This window comes from Xylophilus ampelinus, from assembly GCF_003217575.1.
GTDB classification, from domain to species: domain Bacteria; phylum Pseudomonadota; class Gammaproteobacteria; order Burkholderiales; family Burkholderiaceae_C; genus Xylophilus; species Xylophilus ampelinus.
This window is the reverse complement of record NZ_QJTC01000028.1, coordinates 1-18292: the sequence shown is the minus strand read 5'-3', so window position 1 is coordinate 18292 and position 18292 is coordinate 1. Positions and strand designations below refer to the sequence as shown.

At 65.2% G+C, this 18292-nt stretch carries 15 protein-coding genes and 2 pseudogenes; 13 read left to right on the top strand and 4 right to left on the bottom strand.

Annotated elements, in window-relative coordinates:
* Positions 1-15: 15 nt before the first annotated feature.
* From rbfA to typA, 3 genes are read left to right on the top strand one after another with little or no spacing between them, the layout of a single operon-like run.
* Positions 16-387: a 30S ribosome-binding factor RbfA gene (gene rbfA, locus DFQ15_RS15020; protein ID WP_110466765.1), complete on the top strand. Its 372-nt coding sequence runs from the start codon at positions 16-18 to the stop codon at positions 385-387.
* Positions 388-389: 2 nt separating this feature from the next.
* Positions 390-1388, top strand: a complete 999-nt coding sequence (truB, locus tag DFQ15_RS15015) for a tRNA pseudouridine(55) synthase TruB (protein WP_110466764.1) — start codon at positions 390-392, stop codon at positions 1386-1388.
* Positions 1385-3208 (top strand): translational GTPase TypA, encoded by a 1824-nt coding sequence (gene typA, locus DFQ15_RS15010; protein WP_110466763.1) that lies wholly within the window; start codon positions 1385-1387, stop codon positions 3206-3208. Before truB ends, typA begins: the two co-directional genes overlap by 4 nt.
* A 123-nt stretch (positions 3209-3331) precedes the next feature.
* On the opposite strand, the gene DFQ15_RS15005 is transcribed toward typA, so the two are convergent.
* A complete protein-coding gene (locus tag DFQ15_RS15005; protein ID WP_374941034.1) occupies positions 3332-5122 on the bottom strand; it encodes an ABC transporter ATP-binding protein/permease in 1791 nt (596 codons plus the stop codon).
* Positions 5123-5225: 103 nt separating this feature from the next.
* Positions 5226-6572 carry a PQQ-dependent sugar dehydrogenase gene (locus DFQ15_RS15000; protein ID WP_110466762.1) on the bottom strand — a complete coding sequence of 449 codons (1347 nt, stop codon included), beginning with the start codon at positions 6570-6572 and terminating at the stop codon, positions 5226-5228.
* A 429-nt stretch (positions 6573-7001) separates the two neighbouring features.
* On the opposite strand from DFQ15_RS15000, the gene DFQ15_RS14990 reads away from it, so the two are divergent.
* The gene (locus tag DFQ15_RS14990) at positions 7002-8114 is read left to right on the top strand and encodes an enoyl-CoA hydratase/isomerase family protein (protein WP_110466760.1); all 1113 of its coding nucleotides are present in this window, start codon (positions 7002-7004) and stop codon (positions 8112-8114) included.
* A gap of 16 nt (positions 8115-8130) precedes the next feature.
* Here the strand turns inward: DFQ15_RS14990 and smpB are convergent, their stop codons facing one another.
* Positions 8131-8604, bottom strand: a complete 474-nt coding sequence (smpB, locus tag DFQ15_RS14985) for an SsrA-binding protein SmpB (protein ID WP_110466759.1) — start codon at positions 8602-8604, stop codon at positions 8131-8133.
* A 104-nt stretch (positions 8605-8708) separates the two neighbouring features.
* On the opposite strand from smpB, the gene DFQ15_RS14980 reads away from it, so the two are divergent.
* Together DFQ15_RS14980 and DFQ15_RS14975 are read left to right on the top strand one after the other, a co-directional pair.
* Positions 8709-9155: a type II toxin-antitoxin system RatA family toxin gene (locus tag DFQ15_RS14980; RefSeq protein WP_110466758.1), complete on the top strand. Its 447-nt coding sequence runs from the start codon at positions 8709-8711 to the stop codon at positions 9153-9155.
* Entirely contained in the window at positions 9142-9468 is a 327-nt protein-coding gene (locus DFQ15_RS14975; RefSeq protein WP_110466757.1) for an RnfH family protein, read from the top strand. Before DFQ15_RS14980 ends, DFQ15_RS14975 begins: the two co-directional genes overlap by 14 nt.
* Positions 9469-9514: 46 nt before the next feature.
* Here DFQ15_RS14975 and DFQ15_RS14970 read toward each other — a convergent pair whose 3' ends face one another.
* Positions 9515-10003, bottom strand: coding sequence for a DUF4124 domain-containing protein (locus DFQ15_RS14970; RefSeq protein WP_110466756.1), 489 nt, complete (start codon positions 10001-10003; stop codon positions 9515-9517).
* A gap of 92 nt (positions 10004-10095) precedes the next feature.
* On the opposite strand from DFQ15_RS14970, the gene guaB reads away from it, so the two are divergent.
* From guaB to DFQ15_RS18235, 7 genes and pseudogenes are all read left to right on the top strand, one after another.
* Positions 10096-11565 carry an IMP dehydrogenase gene (gene guaB / locus DFQ15_RS14965; protein WP_110466755.1) on the top strand — a complete coding sequence of 490 codons (1470 nt, stop codon included), beginning with the start codon at positions 10096-10098 and terminating at the stop codon, positions 11563-11565.
* A 136-nt stretch (positions 11566-11701) separates the two neighbouring features.
* The gene (gene guaA, locus DFQ15_RS14960) at positions 11702-13324 is read left to right on the top strand and encodes a glutamine-hydrolyzing GMP synthase (RefSeq protein WP_110466754.1); all 1623 of its coding nucleotides are present in this window, start codon (positions 11702-11704) and stop codon (positions 13322-13324) included.
* A gap of 187 nt (positions 13325-13511) precedes the next feature.
* A pseudogene (locus DFQ15_RS14950) lies at positions 13512-13766 on the top strand (Arm DNA-binding domain-containing protein); the annotation flags it as partial.
* Positions 13763-13987 (top strand): annotated as a pseudogene (locus tag DFQ15_RS14945) (GIY-YIG nuclease family protein); the annotation flags it as partial. The pseudogenes DFQ15_RS14950 and DFQ15_RS14945, both read left to right, overlap by 4 nt.
* Positions 13984-16653 carry a TrlF family AAA-like ATPase gene (locus DFQ15_RS14940; RefSeq protein WP_110466752.1) on the top strand — a complete coding sequence of 890 codons (2670 nt, stop codon included), beginning with the start codon at positions 13984-13986 and terminating at the stop codon, positions 16651-16653. The pseudogene DFQ15_RS14945 and the gene DFQ15_RS14940, both read left to right, overlap by 4 nt.
* Positions 16635-17810, top strand: coding sequence for an RNA-binding domain-containing protein (locus DFQ15_RS14935; RefSeq protein ID WP_110466751.1), 1176 nt, complete (start codon positions 16635-16637; stop codon positions 17808-17810). Before DFQ15_RS14940 ends, DFQ15_RS14935 begins: the two co-directional genes overlap by 19 nt.
* A gap of 62 nt (positions 17811-17872) precedes the next feature.
* A complete protein-coding gene (locus tag DFQ15_RS18235) occupies positions 17873-18214 on the top strand; it encodes a hypothetical protein (protein ID WP_233504541.1) in 342 nt (113 codons plus the stop codon).
* Positions 18215-18292 lie beyond the last annotated feature (78 nt).

Genomic DNA, 18292 nt, shown 5'->3' with positions numbered 1-18292 from the left:
GCCTGATCACACGACATGGTGAAAAGAAAATCAGCGACGCCCAACCGGGGGTTCAAGGTGGCCGACCAGATCCAGCGGGATCTGACGGAACTGATCGCCCGCGAGTTGAAGGACCCGCGGGTGGGCATGGTCACCCTTCAGGCGGTGGAGGTCACGCCCGACTACGCACACGCGAAGGTGTTCTTCAGCGTGCTGGTGGGCAAGCCCGACGAGTGCGAACTGGCGCTCAACCAGGCCGCGGGTTTCCTGCGCAACGGCTTGTTCAAGCGCCTCCACATCCATACCGTCCCGACCCTGCATTTCCAGTTCGACCGGACCACCGAGCGGGCGGCCGACATGAACGCTTTGATCGCGCAGGCTGTCGCCTCACGTGCCAAGGACGACTGACGATGCATGCGCCATGCACACGGGTGCAGCGGCGCCCTGTGCACGGGGTGCTGTTGTTCGACAAGCCGCTGGGTTTCTCCAGCAACGACGCCTTGCAGAAGGCGAAGTGGCTACTGCGCGCCGAAAAGGCCGGGCATACGGGCACCCTCGACCCGTTGGCCAGCGGCGTGCTGCCGCTGTGTTTCGGTGCGGCGACCAAGTTCAGCCAGATGCAGCTCGATGCCGCCAAGACCTACCGCGCGACGGTGCGACTCGGCGTCCGCACCGTCACCGGAGATGCGGAAGGCGAAGTAGTACAGGAGCGGCCGGTGGACATGGCCGAGGTGGAGCGCCTGCTGCCCCAAGTGGTGCGCCGCTTCACCGGCCCTATCCTGCAGGTGCCGCCGATGCACAGCGCGTTGAAGCGCGACGGCAAGCCGCTGTACGAATACGCCCGCCAGGGCATCGAGGTCGAGCGGGTGGCGCGTGCGGTGGAGATCCATGCACTGAATGCGGCGCTGGCCGTTGATCCGCAAGGACTACCCGCTATAGAATTGGTAGTGACCTGCAGCAAGGGCACCTACATCCGCACCCTGGGTGAGGACATCGGCGAGGCGCTGGGCTGCGGCGGTCATCTGACCCTGCTGCGCCGCACCCACACCGGGCACTACGGCCTGGACCGGGCGGTGACGCTGCAAGCGTTCGAGGCGATGGACGAGGCCGCCCGCTCGGCCTGCCTGCTGCCGGTCGACTCGCTGCTGCCCGATCACGACCGTGTCACGCTGGCGGGCGACGATGTCTCGCGCTTCCTGTCGGGCGTGCGTCGCCGGGGCGGCTGGGTCGACGCCGCGCAGGTGGCGGTCTTCGGCGACGAGGGCCGCGGCCTGCTGGGCACGGCCCGTGCAAGCGGCGGAGAACTGATACCGGGGCGGCTGTTGAGCCCCATCGAAATTCAACAGATTCAGGAAAGTACGCCACACGCCGCGAACACGGCCCAAGGCATCGAGGAAGCAAACGTATGACGACCAAGCAAATCCGTAATATCGCCATCATCGCCCACGTGGACCATGGCAAGACCACCATGGTGGACCAGCTGCTGCGCCAGTCGGGCACCTTCGCCGAACACGAAAAAGTGGTCGACACGGTGATGGACAACAACGCCATCGAACGCGAGCGGGGCATCACCATCCTGGCCAAGAACTGCGCCGTGAGCTGGGAAGGCACCCACATCAACATCGTCGACACCCCGGGCCACGCCGACTTCGGCGGCGAGGTGGAACGTGCGCTGTCGATGGTCGACGGCGTGGTGCTGCTGATCGATGCGCAGGAAGGCCCGATGCCGCAGACGCGCTTCGTGACCAAGAAGGCGCTGGCCCTGGGTCTTAAGCCGATCGTGGTGGTCAACAAGGTCGACAAGCCGGGCGCCAATCCCGACAAGGTCGTCAACGCCGCTTTCGACTTGTTCGACAAGCTGGGTGCCAACGACGAGCAGCTCGACTTCCCGGTGGTATACGCCTCGGGCATCAACGGCTGGACCTCGCTGGAAGAGGGCGCGCCCGGCGAACAGTGGGGCCCCGACATGTCGGCCCTGTTCAACACGGTGCTCAAGCATGTTCCGCCGCAGAAGGGCGATCCGGCCGCACCGCTGCAGCTGCAGATCTCGGCACTCGACTTCTCCACCTTCGTCGGCCGCATCGGCGTGGGCCGCATCAGTGCCGGCACGATCAAGCCGATGATGGACGTGGTGGTGATGGAAGGCGAAGACGGCAAGGCTGTCAAGGGCCGCGTCAACCAAGTGCTCACCTTCCGCGGCCTCGACCGCGTGCAGGTGACCGAAGCCGGCCCGGGCGACATCGTGCTGATCAACGGCATCCCCGACATCGGCATCGGCGTGACCATCACCGACCCGGCCAGGCCGGCTCCGCTGCCGATGCTCAAGGTCGACGAGCCGACGCTGACGATGAACTTCTGCGTCAACACCAGCCCGCTGGCCGGCCGCGAAGGCAAGTTCGTCACCAGCCGCCAGATCTGGGATCGCCTGCAGAAAGAGCTGCAGCACAACGTGGCGCTGCGCGTCAAGGAAACCGACGAGGAAGGCATCTTCGAAGTGATGGGCCGGGGCGAACTGCACTTGACCATCCTGCTGGAGAACATGCGCCGCGAAGGCTACGAGCTGGCCGTCTCCAAGCCGCGCGTGGTGATGAAGGACGTCGACGGCGAGAAGCAGGAACCGATCGAACTGGTGACCGCCGACATCGAAGAGCAGCACCAGGGCGGCGTGATGCAGGCCCTCGGCGAGCGCAAGGGCGAGCTGGTCAACATGGAGCCGGACGGCCGTGGCCGTGTCCGGCTGGAGTACCGTATTCCGGCGCGGGGCCTGATCGGCTTCACCAACGAGTTCCTGAACCTGACCCGCGGCTCGGGCCTGATCAGCAACATCTTCGACAGCTACGAAGCCCACAAGGGCGACATCGGTGGCCGCAAGAACGGCGTGCTGATCTCGATGGACGACGGCGAAATCTTCACCTATGCCCTGGGCAAGCTGGACGACCGCGGCCGCATGTTCGTGCGTGCCAACGATCCGGTGTACGAAGGCATGATCGTCGGCATCCACAGCCGCGACAACGACTTGGTGGTGAACGCCACGCGGACCAAGCAGCTGACCAACTTCCGAGTGTCGGGCAAGGAAGACGCGATCAAGATCACGCCGCCGATTGAGCTGACCCTGGAGTACGGTGTCGAGTTCATCGAGGACGACGAGCTGGTCGAGATCACGCCCAAAAGCGTTCGCCTGCGCAAGCGCTACCTGAAGGAAAGCGAACGCAAGCGCGCCGGCCGCTGAGGCGCGCGCCACGCCGGGTGGCTCCGACCCTCCGCGACGTGCCGATGGCGCAAGACCCGGCGGCCCGGGCCACATCCCCGTTCACACAGCCGCCCCGTTTCACGACCGGGCGGCTGTTGTGCTTCAGGCCGGGGCGGGCGCCGGCACCTCCGCCGTCGCATCGGCAGGATCAGCGGACCTGCCCAGCGCCAGGGCGTGGTCGTGGAAAACCTCCAGCGAGGCCCGGTGGGCGATGCTGACCAGGGTCAGGCCAGGCAGCCGCTCCAGTATCAGCGCGTAGAGGTCGGCCTCGGCCGCGGTGTCGAGCGAGCTGGTCGCCTCGTCCAGCACCAGCAACGCGGGGTGTTGCAGCAACACGCGCGCGAAGGCCAGACGCTGCTGTTCGCCGGGCGACAGGCGCTGGGTCCACGGGGCGTCCTCGTCGAGCGCGTCGGCGAACGCGCCCAGGCCGACCGCCTGCAGTGCCTCGGTGCAGGCCGCGACGCTGTGCCGATCGGCGGTGTCGGGATAGGCGAGCGCATCGCGCAGCCGTCCCAGCGGCAGGTAGCTGCGCTGCGACACGAACAGCACCCCCACATCGGGCCGTGTGCAAATACTGCCGCTGCCGAAGTTCCACAGCCCGGCCAGCGCGCGCAGCAGGGTGCTTTTGCCGCTGCCGGACGGGCCGCTTATCAACCAGCGCTGGCCACCGTCTATCCGCAGGTCCGGCACCCGGAGCACCGGGCTACCGTTCGGCAATCCGAGCGTGAGGCCGCGGGTCTGCAGGACAGCGTCGCCTGCGGCATCGTCCGGCAATGCTTCCCGCACGATACCGGTCGCTGGCGTCGCGAGCGGCGCGGTCGCCAGGCCGGCGTCGAGCAGCCCGCGGAACTCCCGCAGCCGGTTCACCGTGGCGCGCCATTCGGCCAATGTCGCGTAGCTGCTGATGAACCAAGACATCGCATCGCTCACCGTGCCGAAGGCGCGGCCCACCTGCATCAGTACACCGAAGCTGAAGGCCCCGGCGAAGTATCGGGGCGCGGCCAGCGCCAGCGGAAGCACGACCGCGATCTGCGCATATACCGCGCTCACCAGCGTCAGCCGCTTGGTGTAGCGCATCACCATGTCCCAGTTGCGGCGGATCTGGTCGAACAGGCCGGCGGCATGCGCCTCTTCGGTCCGTGCGCCGTCGTAGAGCGCGATCGGCTCGGCGTTCTCGCGCACCCGCACCAGGCCGAATCGGAAGTTGGCCTCGACCTGCTGCTGCCGGTAGTTGACCGCCACCAGCGGCCGGCCGAATGCCTGCATCGCCAACGACCCCACCACCGCATAGGCCGCCGCCGCCCAGACCATGTAACCGGGCAGGGTGAAGGTACTGCCGCCGAAATGCATCACCAGCGGCCCCGCCAGGGACCAGAGGATGAAGACGAAGGACACGAGCGTGACGATGGTGGACAGCAGGTCCAGCGACAGCGCCAGCGTGGTTGTCGCCAGGGCCTGCAGGTCGTCCGCGATACGCTGGTCGGGGTTGTCGGCGAGCCGGTCACGCTCGATCCGGTAGAACGCGTCGCCGCGCAGCCAGCTGCGCAGGTAGTCGCCGGTGAGCCAGCGCCGCCAGCGGAACCCGAGCATCTGCTTGAAGTAGAGCGAGTACACCGCCAGCACGATGTAGCCCAGCGCCAGAGCGGTGAAAGTCAGCAGCAGCGGACCGAAATGCGCGGTGTCCTTGCCTTGCAATGCGTCGTAGAACGCGGCGCTCCAGCTGTTGAGCCGAACGTTGATGTAGACGATGGCCATGTTCATCGCCACGATCAGCAGGAGCAGACCCCGCGCCGACCAGCGTTCGTGGGACGTCCAGTACGGTCGGATCAGCGACCAAGTGGAGGGCTTCGGTACGGCGAGGGTGGTCACGCGGGCTCCAGGGGTATCGGGCAGTCGAGTGTGCCGCCGGGCGTGGCGGAAAACTTAGCCGGAGATTAGAACCCGCCCCTTCCGGGCACGTCGAGTGCGGCCTGCGATGGGCTGTCTGCGTGGAGCCTCAGGGCTTCGTCTGCGCCGTGCCGGCGACCCGCCACACCATGTTGCCCACGTCGTCGGCGACCAGCAGCGCGCCGCGCTTGTCGATCGCCACGCCGACCGGCCGGCCCTGGGCATCGCCGTCGCCGTTGACGAAGCCGGTCAGAACGTCGACCGGCCGGCCCGACGGCTTGCCGTCGGCGAACGGCACGAAGATCACCTTGTAGCCGCTACGGGGCTTGCGGTTCCAGGAACCGTGCAGGCCCACGAACGCGCCGCTGCCGAATGCCGGCGGCAGCTGGCTGCCTTCGGCAAACACCATGCCGAGCGGCGCGACATGGCTGCCGAGCGCGTACTCGGGCACCACCGCCTTGGCGACCAGCTCGGGCTTCTGCGGCTGGATGCGGGTGTCGACATGCTGGCCGAAGTAACTGTAGGGCCAGCCGTAGAAGGCACCGTCCTGCACCGAGGTGAGGTAGTCGGGTACCAGGTCGCTGCCGATCTCGTCGCGCTCGTTGACCACCGTCCAGAGAGCGCCGGTGGTCGGCTCCCAGCCCATGCCGTTCGGGTTGCGCAGGCCCGAGGCGAACAGGCGCTTGGCGCCCGAGGCGCGGTCGACTTCCCAGATGGCGGCCCGGCCTTCCTCGGCCTCCATGCCGTTCTCGCCGACGTTGCTGTTGGAGCCGACCGTCACGTAGAGCTTGGCGCCGTCCTTGCTGGCGATGACGTTCTTGGTCCAGTGGTGGTTGATGCCCGCGGGCAGGTCGGTCACCTTCACCGCCGGCGCGGTGATCTTCGTCGCGCCTTCCTGGTAGGGAAATTTCACCAGCGCATCGGCGTTGGCGACGAAGAGTTCGTTGCCGACCAGCGCCATGCCGTAGGGCGACACCAGGTTTTCGAGGAACACCGTCTTGGTTTCGGCGACGCCGTCGCCGTCGGTGTCGCGCAGCAGGCTGATGCGGTCGGCGCTCGGCGTCTTGGAACCGGCCTTCTTCATCACCAGGCCCTGTATCCAGGCCTTTGGCCCGCCCTTGCTGGCGCCCTCGGGCTTCGGCGGCGAGTCGCTCTCGGCGACCAGCACGTCGCCGTTGGGCAGCACGTAGACCCAGCGCGGATGCTGCAGTCCGCTACCGAAGCGGCTGACCGTGGTGCCGGCCACCGGGGCGGGTGCGGCACCTGCCGGCCAGCCCTTGGCGGGCGCGATATGCAGCGTCGGGATCATCGAGGCGCGGGGTTCAGGCAGCGTCGGGTTAGGGCCGATACCGGCGCTTTCAGGCAGTAGCGCATTGTCGCCGCAGGCGGTCAGCAGCAGGGGGAGGGCGGCGATGGCCACGGCGCGCACGGGCAAGGAGGGGGAAAAACGGGTCATGGGCGTCTCCGGCAGTGTCAGAAGAACTGCAGCGCGGGCGGGCCGGCCCGGATGCAGAGGCGATACCAATTTTGCACGGGGGTTTCGCCGGCCGTGTAGGTGGGCGTCGCATGCGCGCGGGAGCCGCGCACGACAGTCGCCCGCGCCGGCGTCCTGCACAATGCCGGCTCCTTTTCGCTACCAAGCGATGTATCCGCGTGGGTCCCGCGGGCCGCCGCCCGAGGCTCGTGACTGGGCAAGGGCCGCAACGCCGCGAGCGCCTGCTTGCGGAACCCGCCCTTCGGGAAAGCCGGGCAGAGGCCCGGCCACCGCGTTGCAGTGCGCTTGCGGTATCCATACCGCGGCGCGTCCTGCGCCTCGCCGCCGGGCCTCTCCCCGGCTTTCGCGGGTACGTCGAAGTGCATAACACGCTCTAAGCAGGAGCATCCCTTGACCGATCCCGCGACCCTCCCCGCCACCCGCGGCGCCCGCGAAGTCATCGCCGAACGCCGTGGCAGCGTGGGATTCCTGACCCTCGACCGCCCCCGGGCACTCAACGCCCTGTCGCTGCAGATGGTGCGCGACCTGCACGCGGCGCTGGCCGCCTGGCAGAACGACCCCGCGGTCCAGGCCGTGGCGATCCGGGGCATGGGCAAGGAGGGTCCGTTCGGCAACTTCTGCGCGGGCGGCGACATCCGCTTCCTGCACCGCGCCGGCACCGAGGGCGACGTGGCGCTGGAGGCCTTCTTCACCGAGGAGTACGCCCTCGACCATCTGATCCATACCTACCCGAAGCCCTGCATCGCCTTCATGGACGGCATCGTGATGGGCGGCGGCATGGGCATCGGCCAGGGCGCCAGCGTGCGCATCGTGACCGAGCGGACCAGGATGGCGATGCCCGAGACCGCGATCGGCCTGTTCCCCGACGTCGGGGGCGGCTACTTCCTGAGCCGCTGCCCGGGCAGCGCTGGCGAGTGGCTGGGCCTGACCGGCGACACCATCGGTGCGGAAGACGCCATCGCCCTGGGTCTGGCCGACCGCCGTGCGGATGCCGCCGCACTGCCCGACCTGTGGCGGTCGCTGCAGGAAACGCCGTGTGCTTCCCGTTCCGATGTCGATCGGTGGGTTGCTACTAAGTTGATAGCTGGAGGTCGGCGCGGTGAGCCGGCTGCAGGCCGATTCGACCCGTATTTTTCGCAGCCGGACCTCCCCGCCATCCTGGCCGCGCTGGAATCCGCCGGCACCGACGAGACGCGGGCCGTGGCCGCCACGCTGCGCAAGCGCTCCCCGTTGATGCTGTTCGTGGTGCTGGAGCAGATCCGGCGCGCCTGCGGCATGGACCTGGCGGACGACCTGCGGATGGAGCGCGACATGGTGCACCGCTGCTTCCACCTGCGGCCCGGTGCCAGCGAGACGCTGGAGGGCATTCGGGCCCTGGCGGTGGATAAGGACCATGCGCCGCGCTGGAACCCGGCCCGCATCGACGACGTGACGCCCGCCATGGTGGCGCCGTTCTTCGAAAGCCCGTGGACGGCCGGGACGCATCCGCTGCGCGGCCTGTGACCGTGTCGGCCCGCGCCTAGCGGCTGCGGCTCTTCATCGCGCGTTCCACTTCGCGCTTGCCTTCGCGGTCCTTGATCGTGTCGCGCTTGTCGTGCTCGGCCTTGCCCTTGGCCAGCGCGATCTCGCATTTCACCTTGCCGGCCTTCCAGTGCAGGTTGAGCGGCACCAGGGTGAAGCCCTTCTGCTCGACCTTTCCGATCAGCCGTTTGATCTGATCCTTGTGCAGCAGCAGCTTTTTGGTGCGGACCGCGTCCGGGTTGACGTGGGTCGAGGCCGAATGCAGCGGATTGATCTGACAGCCGATCACGAACAGTTCGCCGTCGCGGATGACCACATAACCGTCGGTAAGCTGCACCTTACCCTCGCGCAGCGACTTCACCTCCCAACCTTCCAGCACCATGCCGGCCTCGAACCGTTCCTCGAAGAAATAGTTGTAGGCGGCCTTTTTGTTGTCGGCGATGCGGCTGTTCGGTTCGGGTTTCTTGGACATGGGATTCAGATGGGGCCGGGCCCGCGGGAAGAAAGGGCTCCCTACAATGGATCGGTTGCAGGGCCACGCTGCCGAACCTAAGGCCGGGCCCAGCCTTCCATTCTATGAAAACTGTTCACAAGTCCGTCCTTATCTGGTACTCGGCCGAGGAAATGTTCAAGCTGGTCACCGACGTCGACCAGTACCCGCGATTTTTGCCGTGGTGCGACCGTGCCGGCGTGCTGTCCCGCGAGGCCGACGGCATGATCGCCAAAGTCGGCATCTCGTTCGGCGGCATCCGCCAGACCTTCACCACCCGCAATACCCATGTGCAGAACCGCGAGGTGCACATGGAGCTGATAGACGGTCCGTTCTCGCAGCTCGACGGGCTGTGGAAGTTCCTGCCGGTCGGCGGGGGCGACCAGCGCGCCTGCCGGGTGGAGTTCGATCTGCGCTACGGCTTCTCGAACCTCGCGCTGTCGGCCCTGGTGGGCCCGGTGTTCGACCGCATCGCCGGCAGCATGGTCGACGCTTTCGTCGAGCGGGCCGAGAAGGTCTATGGCGGCACCTGACGGCCTGCGTGTGGCGGTGGCCATCTCGCCGAAGGCGGGGGAGGCGACCGAGCAGTCGGTGACGCTGCCCGCCGGTGCCCTGCTGCGCGACGCGCTGGTGGCCGTGGGCTGCCAGGCGGACCCGGCCGATGTGGGCATCTGGGGCCGTGCCGCGGTACTGGAAACGCCGCTGGCCGATGGCGACCGGGTCGAGGTGTATCGGCCCCTGGTGGTCGATCCGAAGGCAGCGCGGCGCCTGCGCTTCGAACAGCAGGGCGCGCGGAGCACCGGTTTGTTCGCTCAGCGGCGCGAGGGCGCCAAGTCAGGCTACTGAGTTCAGGGCCGCTCTGGTTGCGACGAGCGCCGGGGCGGCAGAGGCGTCAGCCGCAGTTGCTGGTCATCGCCGACTGGACGCGTTGGGCTTCGGCCGCCCGGGCCGCGTTGTCCATCACCTGCACCTTGCCGTCGGCACCGACCTGTCCGATGGGCATGCCCGCATCCATCGACACCTTGGCCTGGCGCGCCCGCTGGCAGTTCTCCTGCCTGGCCCGCGCGATGTTGTCGGCCTCGGCCTTCGCCTTGGCGGCTTCGGCATCCTCGGCCTCCTTCTTGCGCGCTTCGAGTTCCGCATCCTTCGGGACGGGACGTGCCGGGGCAGTCGCGGCCTGCGGGGCCGGCGCCGCGGCAGGCGGCGGTGCCGCCATGCCGCCCGGCTGCTTCAGGATGTTGCGCTGGGGAATATCGGCCGGCGGCGGGCGGTCGCTGAAGACCTTGCGGCCGTCCTTGTCCATCCATTGCCATTGCGCGGAAGCCACCAGCGGGCAGGCGCACACCAGTGCGAGGGCCAGGAAGCGAGCAGGTAGTTTCATGTCGGGGCAGTGTAGCGGCGCTGGCCCCGTGGGGCCAGCGCCGCCTGGCGTCTGCGGCGCCACGGCTACAATTCTTTTTTTGGAGCTTTGACATGCGCCTTCTCGGCAAAGCGCTGACCTTCGACGATGTGTTGTTGGTTCCAGCGTTCTCCCAGGTCCTGCCCAAGGACACGTCTCTCGCGACCCGCCTCTCCCGCAACATCACCCTGAACCTTCCGCTGGTGTCGGCCGCCATGGACACGGTGACCGAAGCACGCCTGGCGATCGCCATCGCTCAGGAAGGCGGCATCGGCATCGTCCACAAGAACCTCACCGCGCGGGAGCAGGCCGCCCAGGTCGCCAAGGTCAAGCGTTACGAATCGGGCGTGCTGCGCGATCCGGTGGTGATCACCCCCGAGCACACCGTGTTCCAGGTGCTTCAGATGCAGGAGCAGCTGGGCATCTCGGGCTTCCCGGTCATCGACGGCGGCAAGGTCGTCGGCATCGTCACCGGCCGCGACCTGCGCTTCGAAAAGCGCTACGACGTGCGGGTCAGCGAGATCATGACGCCGCGCGAGAAGCTGGTCACGGTGTCCGAAGGCGCCACCGCCGACGAGGCCAAGGCCCTGCTCAACAAGTACAAGCTCGAGCGGCTGCTGATCGTCGGCGAGCAGGACCAGCTGCGCGGCCTGATCACCGTCAAGGACATCACCAAGCAGACCAGCTTCCCCAACGCCGCGCGCGATGCCCAGGGCCGCCTGCGGGTGGGTGCCGCGGTCGGCGTGGGAGAAGGCACCGAAGAGCGCGTCGAGGCGCTGGTGAAGGCCGGCGTCGACGCGATCGTGGTCGACACCGCCCACGGCCACAGCAAGGGCGTGATCGACCGGGTGCGCTGGGTCAAGCAGAACTATCCGCGGATCGACGTGATCGGCGGCAACATCGCCACCGGCGCGGCCGCGCTGGCGCTGGTCGAAGCCGGTGCCGACGCGGTCAAGGTCGGCATCGGCCCCGGCTCCATTTGCACCACCCGCATCGTCGCCGGTGTCGGCGTGCCGCAGATCATGGCTATCGACAGTGTCGCCACCGCGCTCAAGGGCACCGGCGTTCCGCTGATCGCCGACGGGGGCGTGCGCTACTCGGGCGACATCGCCAAGGCCCTGGCGGCCGGCGCCGGCACGGTGATGATGGGCGGCATGTTCGCCGGCACCGAAGAGGCGCCGGGCGAGGTCATCCTGTACCAGGGCCGCAGCTACAAGAGCTACCGAGGCATGGGCTCGATCGGCGCGATGCAGCAGGGCAGCGCCGACCGCTATTTCCAGGAATCGAGCACCGGAAACCCCAACGCCGACAAGCTGGTGCCCGAGGGCATCGAAGGCCGGGTGCCGTACAAGGGCTCGATGGTCAGCATCGTCTACCAGATGGCCGGCGGCGTGCGCGCCAGCATGGGCTACTGCGGCTGCGCCACGATCCAGGAGATGAACGACCGCGCCGAGTTCGTCGAAATCACCGCCGCCGGAATCCGCGAGAGCCATGTGCACGACGTGCAGATCACCAAAGAAGCGCCCAACTACCGCGCTGAATGAAAGCTCGCCCCCAGGCTTGCCCACTGCGTGTGGCCGCTGACCCCCTGCCGGGGGCAACACCGGTGGGCCGGCGGAGCCGGACCCACGGTGTTCCTGAAAGATTCGGGGCCCGGTCGTCGACTATTTTTACGCTGCCATGCAACACCAGAAAATCCTGATCCTCGACTTCGGCTCGCAAGTCACCCAGCTCATCGCCCGCCGGGTGCGCGAAGCGCATGTCTTCTGCGAGGTGCACGCCTGCGACGTGACCGAGGACTGGATCCGCGACTACGCGGCCGACGGCAATCTGAAGGGCGTGATCCTCTCGGGCAGCCATGCCAGCGTCTACGAGGACACGACCGACAAGGCGCCCCAGGCCGTTTTCGAGCTGGGCGTGCCGGTGCTCGGCATCTGCTACGGCATGCAGACCATGGCGCACCAGCTGGGCGGCAAAGTCGAGGGCGGCCACAAGCGCGAGTTCGGCTTCGCCGCCGTCCGCGCGCGCGGCCATACCGAACTGCTGCGCGACATCGCCGACTTCACCACCGACGAGGGGCACGGCATGCTCAACGTCTGGATGAGCCACGGCGACAAGGTCACCGCGTTGCCGCCCGGCTTCAAGCTCATGGCCAGCACCGACAGCTGCCCCATCGCCGGCATGGCCGACGAGGACCGCCGCTTCTATGCGGTGCAGTTCCACCCCGAGGTGACCCACACCGCCCAGGGCAAGGCACTGCTGGAGCGCTTCGTCCTCGGCATCTGCGAGGCCCGGGCCGACTGGGTGATGGGCGACTACATCGAGGAAGCGATCGAGAAGATCCGCGCCCAGGTCGGCGACGAAGAGGTCATCCTGGGCCTGTCGGGCGGCGTCGATTCGAGCGTCGCCGCAGCCCTGATCCACCGTGCGATCGGCGACCAGCTGATCTGCGTCTTCGTCGACCACGGCCTGCTGCGGCTGAACGAAGGCGACATGGTGATGGAGATGTTCGCCGGCAAGCTGCATGCCAAGGTCGTGCGGGTAGACGCCAGCGAGCACTTCCTGCGCCAGTTGGCCGGCGTGTCGGACCCCGAGGCCAAGCGCAAGATCATCGGCCGCGGCTTCGTCGACGTCTTCAAGGCCGAGGCCGAGCGGCTGAAGGCAGGCGCCGACGGCGCGCTGAAGGGCGCCAAATGGCTCGCCCAGGGCACGATCTACCCCGACGTGATCGAATCGGGCGGCGGCAAGAGCAAGAAGGCCGTCACCATCAAGAGCCACCACAACGTCGGCGGCCTGCCCGAGCAACTGGGCCTGAAGCTGCTGGAGCCGCTGCGCGAGCTGTTCAAGGACGAGGTGCGCGAGCTGGGCGTGGCCCTGGGCCTGCCGCACGACATGGTCTACCGCCACCCGTTCCCCGGCCCCGGCCTGGGCGTGCGCATCCTGGGCGAAGTGAAGAAGGAATACGCCGACCTGCTACGCCAGGCCGATGCGATCTTCATCGAGGAGCTGCGCGACTTCAAGGACGCCTCCACCGGCAAGACCTGGTACGAGCTGACCAGCCAGGCCTTCACCGTGTTCCTGCCGGTCAAGAGCGTCGGCGTGATGGGCGACGGCCGCACCTACGACTACGTGGTCGCCCTGCGCGCGGTGCAGACCAGCGACTTCATGACGGCCGACTGGGCCGAACTGCCGTATGCGTTACTCAAAAAGGTCTCGGGACGCATCATCAATGAGGTGCGGGGCATCAACCGAGTCACCTACGATGTCAGCAGCAAGCCGCCTGCGACCATCGAGTGGGAGTGATTCGGCGTTTGGCACTGGCTGGCACCGATTGGCACGAGAACACACCTAAGCCCGCGTCACTGCCATGTAGCCACCTTTCTGATTTTCATGGTATTGATCTATCGTAAAACAATGATTTTATTGTGTTTTTGCGCCAGGATGGACTGGTTCCAGATCATGGTATTTGAGCCGAATCAGGGCGAGAACCATGCTGACCGATACCAAGCTGCGTAACCTCAAGCCGAGGGACAAGCTCTACAAGGAAAACGACCGTGACGGCCTCTATGTGGCCGTCACGCCTGCCGGGGCGATCTCGTTCCGCTACAACTACTCGATCCACGGCCGGCAGACCATCACCTTCGGCCGCTATGGCGTCGGCGGCATCACCCTGGCGGAAGCCCGCGAGCGGTTGGGCGAGGCCAAGAAGATGATCGCGGCCGGGAAGTCGCCGGCCAAGGAGAAGAACTGTTTCACAGGCTGTTCGCGCCCGCGCGGTTGAACATCACTATCAACGACCGTTTCGGTTACCCCGTGCAGCCTGAAGAATGGTTCCTACTGCCACTTCATGTGATCGACGAAGCGGTTCGGCGTATCCGAGATGGATCGATTACCGAGGTTATCTATGATCCGCAGACCGCTCGACTGGTGGGCTACGCGGGGACTCACTATGAGGATGAACCATGATGGAAAGTCTGCGACCTAAGCAGTCAGAGGCTCGATCCATGGCCTTTGCAGAAGGGGCTCAGTGGGTCCGCGCCGACTCTCATCTGCATACCCGAGCGGACCGAGAATTCAAGTTCACGGGCGATGACAACTTCTACAACAGCAACTATGTGGATGCGTTGGAGAAAGCGGGCATCCGATTGGGCGTCATCACCAACCACAACAAGTTCGACATCGACGAATTCAAAGCACTGCGCAAGACGGCCCAGAAGAAGGGTATTGCGCTGCTGCCAGGCGTCGAGTTATCGGTCAATGACGGGGCTAATGGCATCCACACGCTTGTTGTGTTCTCCGAGGAATGGATCGATGAACACAATTACATCAACCCCTTCCTGACCAGCGCATTCGAAGGCAAAACGCCCGCGCAGTACGAGCAGGAGAACGGGTGCACTTCATGGTCGCTTCCGGAGACCATCAAGAAGCTGGAAGGCTATTACCGGGACTTCTTCCTTGTCTTCGCCCATGTCGAAGCCCCGAGTGGCCTGTGGGCGGAGCTGGATGGCGGCCGGCTGACTGAGTTGGGGCAAAACGAGTTCTTCCGACGCAGAACGCTGGCTTTTCAGAAGGTACGCACACACGACGCCGCAGGCAAAAACAAACCCTGCCGCACCAAGATTCAAAGCTGGCTACAGAGCTGGTACCCCGCCGAACTGGAAGGCAGCGACCCCAAGAGTGTCGATGAAATCGGTCGAGGCAAAGCTAGCTACCTGAAGCTGGGCGAACTGTCCTTCGAGGCGGTCAAATTTTCCTTGAGCGATCCCGCTGGGCGGGTAGCCATGGAGCCGCCCAAACATCAAGCGTCGCACATCCGCAGCATCCGTTTCGACGGCGGCATTCTCGACGGGCAGGTGCTGCATTTCTCTTCCGAACTCAACACGTTGATCGGCATCCGGGGTAGCGGCAAATCATCCATCCTGGAGGCAGTGCGCTACGCCCTCGACATTCCACGCGGCGAGAAGGCGCAGGACACCAAGTACAAGGATGAGTTGATCCGCCATACCCTCGGCAGCGGCGGCAAGGTGACGTTGACGGCCTGCGATGTGTATGGGCAGGAATTCACCATCTCCCGTATCTTCCGAGAAGCGCCGAACGTCTACTTGGGCGGCAAGTTGCAGCCCGGCGTGTCGATCCGAGAGACCGTACTGCGTCGCCCGATCTATTTTGGTCAGAAGGACCTCTCCAGCACCGGCGAAGGCTTCGAGACTGACCTGGTAGAAAAGCTGGTTGGCGAGAAGCTACGTGTGCTGCGTGACGAAATAGAGGTTCAACGCCAGCGCGTGCGCGACGCTGCTCAGCGCTGGCTCAAGCTCAGCAACACGGCCGAACTCAAGCGCGACTTCGAGACCCAACTAAATGATGCCAACTTCCGTCTGACCAAGTTCGCTGAGCACGGTGTCGCCGATAAGCTCCAAAAGCGCCTCGGCTTCCAGCAGGACGCTACTGCGCTAGCACGCATGAAGGAGCGGGCAGACAGCTTCCTCGTCGCCTTGGGGCAATTGATTGCCGAGCATGAGGACGAGTTGCGCAACGCGACGAGTTACGTGTCTAAGCAGAACCCGGATTTCTTCGCGGCCTACTACGTCGAGTTCTCCAACCTCGTGGCCAAGGTCGATCAGCTCAAGCAGATCGAGCAAGACGCGCGAGCCATTGCGGGGCGCCTCAAGATAAAGCAGAGCGAGTTTGAAGGTGCAAGCAAGAACCTTCAGGAGGAGTTCGCACAAGTTGAGCGCCAACTAGCTCAGGAACTCAAGCAAACCGGCATGACAGCCATTCAGCCGGACGACTTCCTGGCCCAGCAGCAGCGCAAAACCAAGGCGGAGCAAATGCTGGAGGCGTTGGCCAACCAGGAATCACAGCAAACCAGTATCCGCGACGCGCTGTTTGCCGAGATCGACAAGCTCAATGAACTCTGGCTGCGCGAGTTCAACACCATCAAGGTGGAGCTCGACCGCGTGAACGCTGGCCACACCGCCTTGCAGATCGAAGCGGACTTCAAGGGCGACAAGGAAGCTGCCATCAGCTTCATGCAGCAGCTCTTCAAGGGCAGCAGCATCCGCGAAACCACGCTGCGCGCAGTGATGGAGGACTATGCCGATTTCGGAGGCCTCCTGCGTGCCCTGTCGGGAGCCTTGGCGAAGGCCGGCAGCACCCCCGAGGTCTTCGAAAGGACCTTCATGCAGAATCTGACCGAGTTCGTCACCTGGCAGGTGCCCAACCGCTTCGTCATCCGCTATCGCGGCAAAGAGTTGAAGCACCACTCTCTCGGGCAGCGCGCTTCCGCGCTGTTGCTGTATGTGCTCAGCCAACGCCAGAACGACGTGATCATCATCGACCAACCGGAAGACGACCTGGACAACCAGACCATCTACGACGATGTGATCAAGCTGCTACGGGAAATGAAGCCTCACGCCCAATTCATCTTCGCCACCCACAACGCCAACTTCCCGGTGCTGGGTGACGCGGAACAGGTGCACGCCTGCCAATACCAGGACGAGAAGGTCGCCACGCGAAGCGGCAGCATCGATGCTCGCCCGGTGCAGGACGCCATCATCAACATCATGGAAGGAGGCCAGGAAGCCTTCAACCGTCGCAAAGAGGTCTACAACCTATGGAAACCACAGAGCTGATCGACCTGCTCAGCCGGGGCGAGGACAGTCGGCAGCAGTTCAAGACTGACATGAACAATGCCGACGCCTTGGCAGCAGAGATCGTTGCCTTCAGCAACACCGCTGGCGGTCGCATCTTCATTGGTGTGAACGACGACGGTTCGGTGCGCGGCTTATCCGGCGCCGACGTTGCTCGTCTCAATATGCTCATCGCCAACGTGGCCTCACAGGCCGTGCGTCCCGCCGTGAACCCGCTCACGGAAAACGTGCCCCACCCGGCAGGCATGGTGCTGGTGCTCTCCATTTCTGAAGGCGTCAACAAGCCCTACATGGACAAGAACGGCGCGATTTGGGTGAAGAACGGCTCGGACAAGCGCCGCGCCACCTCGCGCGAGGAATTGCAGCGCCTGTTCCAGCAGGCGGGCTTGGTGCATGCTGACGAAACGCCCGTAGCGGGCTTGAGCGCGGGCGATGTGGACATGCCCTATTTCGAAACCTTCTTCGAGCAGCAATTCGGTGATCCGCTCGCCCAGCATAACCAGTCGCTGCCGCAGTTGCTGACCAACATGAACCTGATGAACCAGGGGCAGCTCAACGTGGCGGGCGGTCTGCTGTTCGCCAAATCACCGCAATATGCGCTACCCGCCTTCATCGTCAAAGCCGTCGCCTTTGTCGGCATCGAGATTGAAGACGAACGCTACATCGACAGCCGTGACATCGCCGGCAAGCTGGCCGACGTGTTCCAGCAGACGCTGGGCTTCATTGTCGCCAACACCCGCGCAGCGCAGGGCGAGCAGGGCTTCAACTCACAGGGGCAGCCTGAGATTCCCCGCATCGTCTGGGAAGAGCTGGTCGCCAACGCCCTCATTCACCGCGACTACTTCGTCAGCGCGCCGATCCGCGTACTGGTCTTCTCGGATCGAGTCGAGATCATCAGCCCTGGCCACCTGCCCAACAACCTGACTATCGAGAACATCAAGGCCGGCAACTCCAATATGCGCAACCCCATCCTGGCGTCCTTTGCCGCCAAGCTCCTGCCTTATCGCGGATTGGGTAGCGGCCTGCTGCGCTCACTGCGGGCATGGCCGCAGATCGAACTCATCGATGATCGGGCCGGCAATCTTTTCAAGGCTATCGTGGCGCGTCCCAGGGTGCTGGAATCGGTCGGAAGTTCTTGACTGATCAGCTGGGAGGGAGATGGATAGTCTTCTGGTTTTTGGAACGTCTCTATGGTGTCAGCATGAAACTGCACGAGGAAAACGAACCGCTCTTCATCACCGAGGAGATGGCTGCCGAGATGGCCGCTGCCGGCTACGAGTTCAAGCCCCCCTGCCATGCCAGAACGAAGAGCGTCCGCGACCTGTACGGATGGCAGCCCGGGGAGATTCTGGAGGAGGCCATTGCCCGGCACCAGCGCAAGCAGTGTTCAGCGGCTAACACAACCCTTCTGGCGTCGTTGCCGCACCTTGTCGTACTACTCGTACTGTCTGCGATGCGGCGCCTAGCCAGAACCGCTTCGCTGGGTTGTGTTAGCCGCTCTAAGCTGAACATGGTATTTTTCATGGGGCGGTTTCAAGCCTGAAGCGCAACACCTGCCATCCGATAAGGTCAGCAGATGTCCAAGCCCACCGCCGCAGTTCCGTACCGCCAACTCCAGCCA

What these genes read in the sequence shown, in the direction of transcription:
- rbfA (WP_110466765.1), top strand. Translation starts at nt 16, where the DNA reads ATGGTGAAAAGAAAATCAGCGACGCCCAACCGGGGGTTCAAGGTGGCC.
- truB (WP_110466764.1), top strand. Translation starts at nt 390, where the DNA reads ATGCATGCGCCATGCACACGGGTGCAGCGGCGCCCTGTGCACGGGGTG.
- typA (WP_110466763.1), top strand. Translation starts at nt 1,385, where the DNA reads ATGACGACCAAGCAAATCCGTAATATCGCCATCATCGCCCACGTGGAC.
- DFQ15_RS15000 (WP_110466762.1), bottom strand. Translation starts at nt 6,572, where the DNA reads ATGACCCGTTTTTCCCCCTCCTTGCCCGTGCGCGCCGTGGCCATCGCC.
- smpB (WP_110466759.1), bottom strand. Translation starts at nt 8,604, where the DNA reads ATGTCCAAGAAACCCGAACCGAACAGCCGCATCGCCGACAACAAAAAG.
- DFQ15_RS14980 (WP_110466758.1), top strand. Translation starts at nt 8,709, where the DNA reads ATGAAAACTGTTCACAAGTCCGTCCTTATCTGGTACTCGGCCGAGGAA.
- DFQ15_RS14975 (WP_110466757.1), top strand. Translation starts at nt 9,142, where the DNA reads ATGGCGGCACCTGACGGCCTGCGTGTGGCGGTGGCCATCTCGCCGAAG.
- DFQ15_RS14970 (WP_110466756.1), bottom strand. Translation starts at nt 10,003, where the DNA reads ATGAAACTACCTGCTCGCTTCCTGGCCCTCGCACTGGTGTGCGCCTGC.
- guaB (WP_110466755.1), top strand. Translation starts at nt 10,096, where the DNA reads ATGCGCCTTCTCGGCAAAGCGCTGACCTTCGACGATGTGTTGTTGGTT.
- guaA (WP_110466754.1), top strand. Translation starts at nt 11,702, where the DNA reads ATGCAACACCAGAAAATCCTGATCCTCGACTTCGGCTCGCAAGTCACC.
- DFQ15_RS14940 (WP_110466752.1), top strand. Translation starts at nt 13,984, where the DNA reads ATGATGGAAAGTCTGCGACCTAAGCAGTCAGAGGCTCGATCCATGGCC.
- DFQ15_RS14935 (WP_110466751.1), top strand. Translation starts at nt 16,635, where the DNA reads ATGGAAACCACAGAGCTGATCGACCTGCTCAGCCGGGGCGAGGACAGT.
- DFQ15_RS18235 (WP_233504541.1), top strand. Translation starts at nt 17,873, where the DNA reads ATGAAACTGCACGAGGAAAACGAACCGCTCTTCATCACCGAGGAGATG.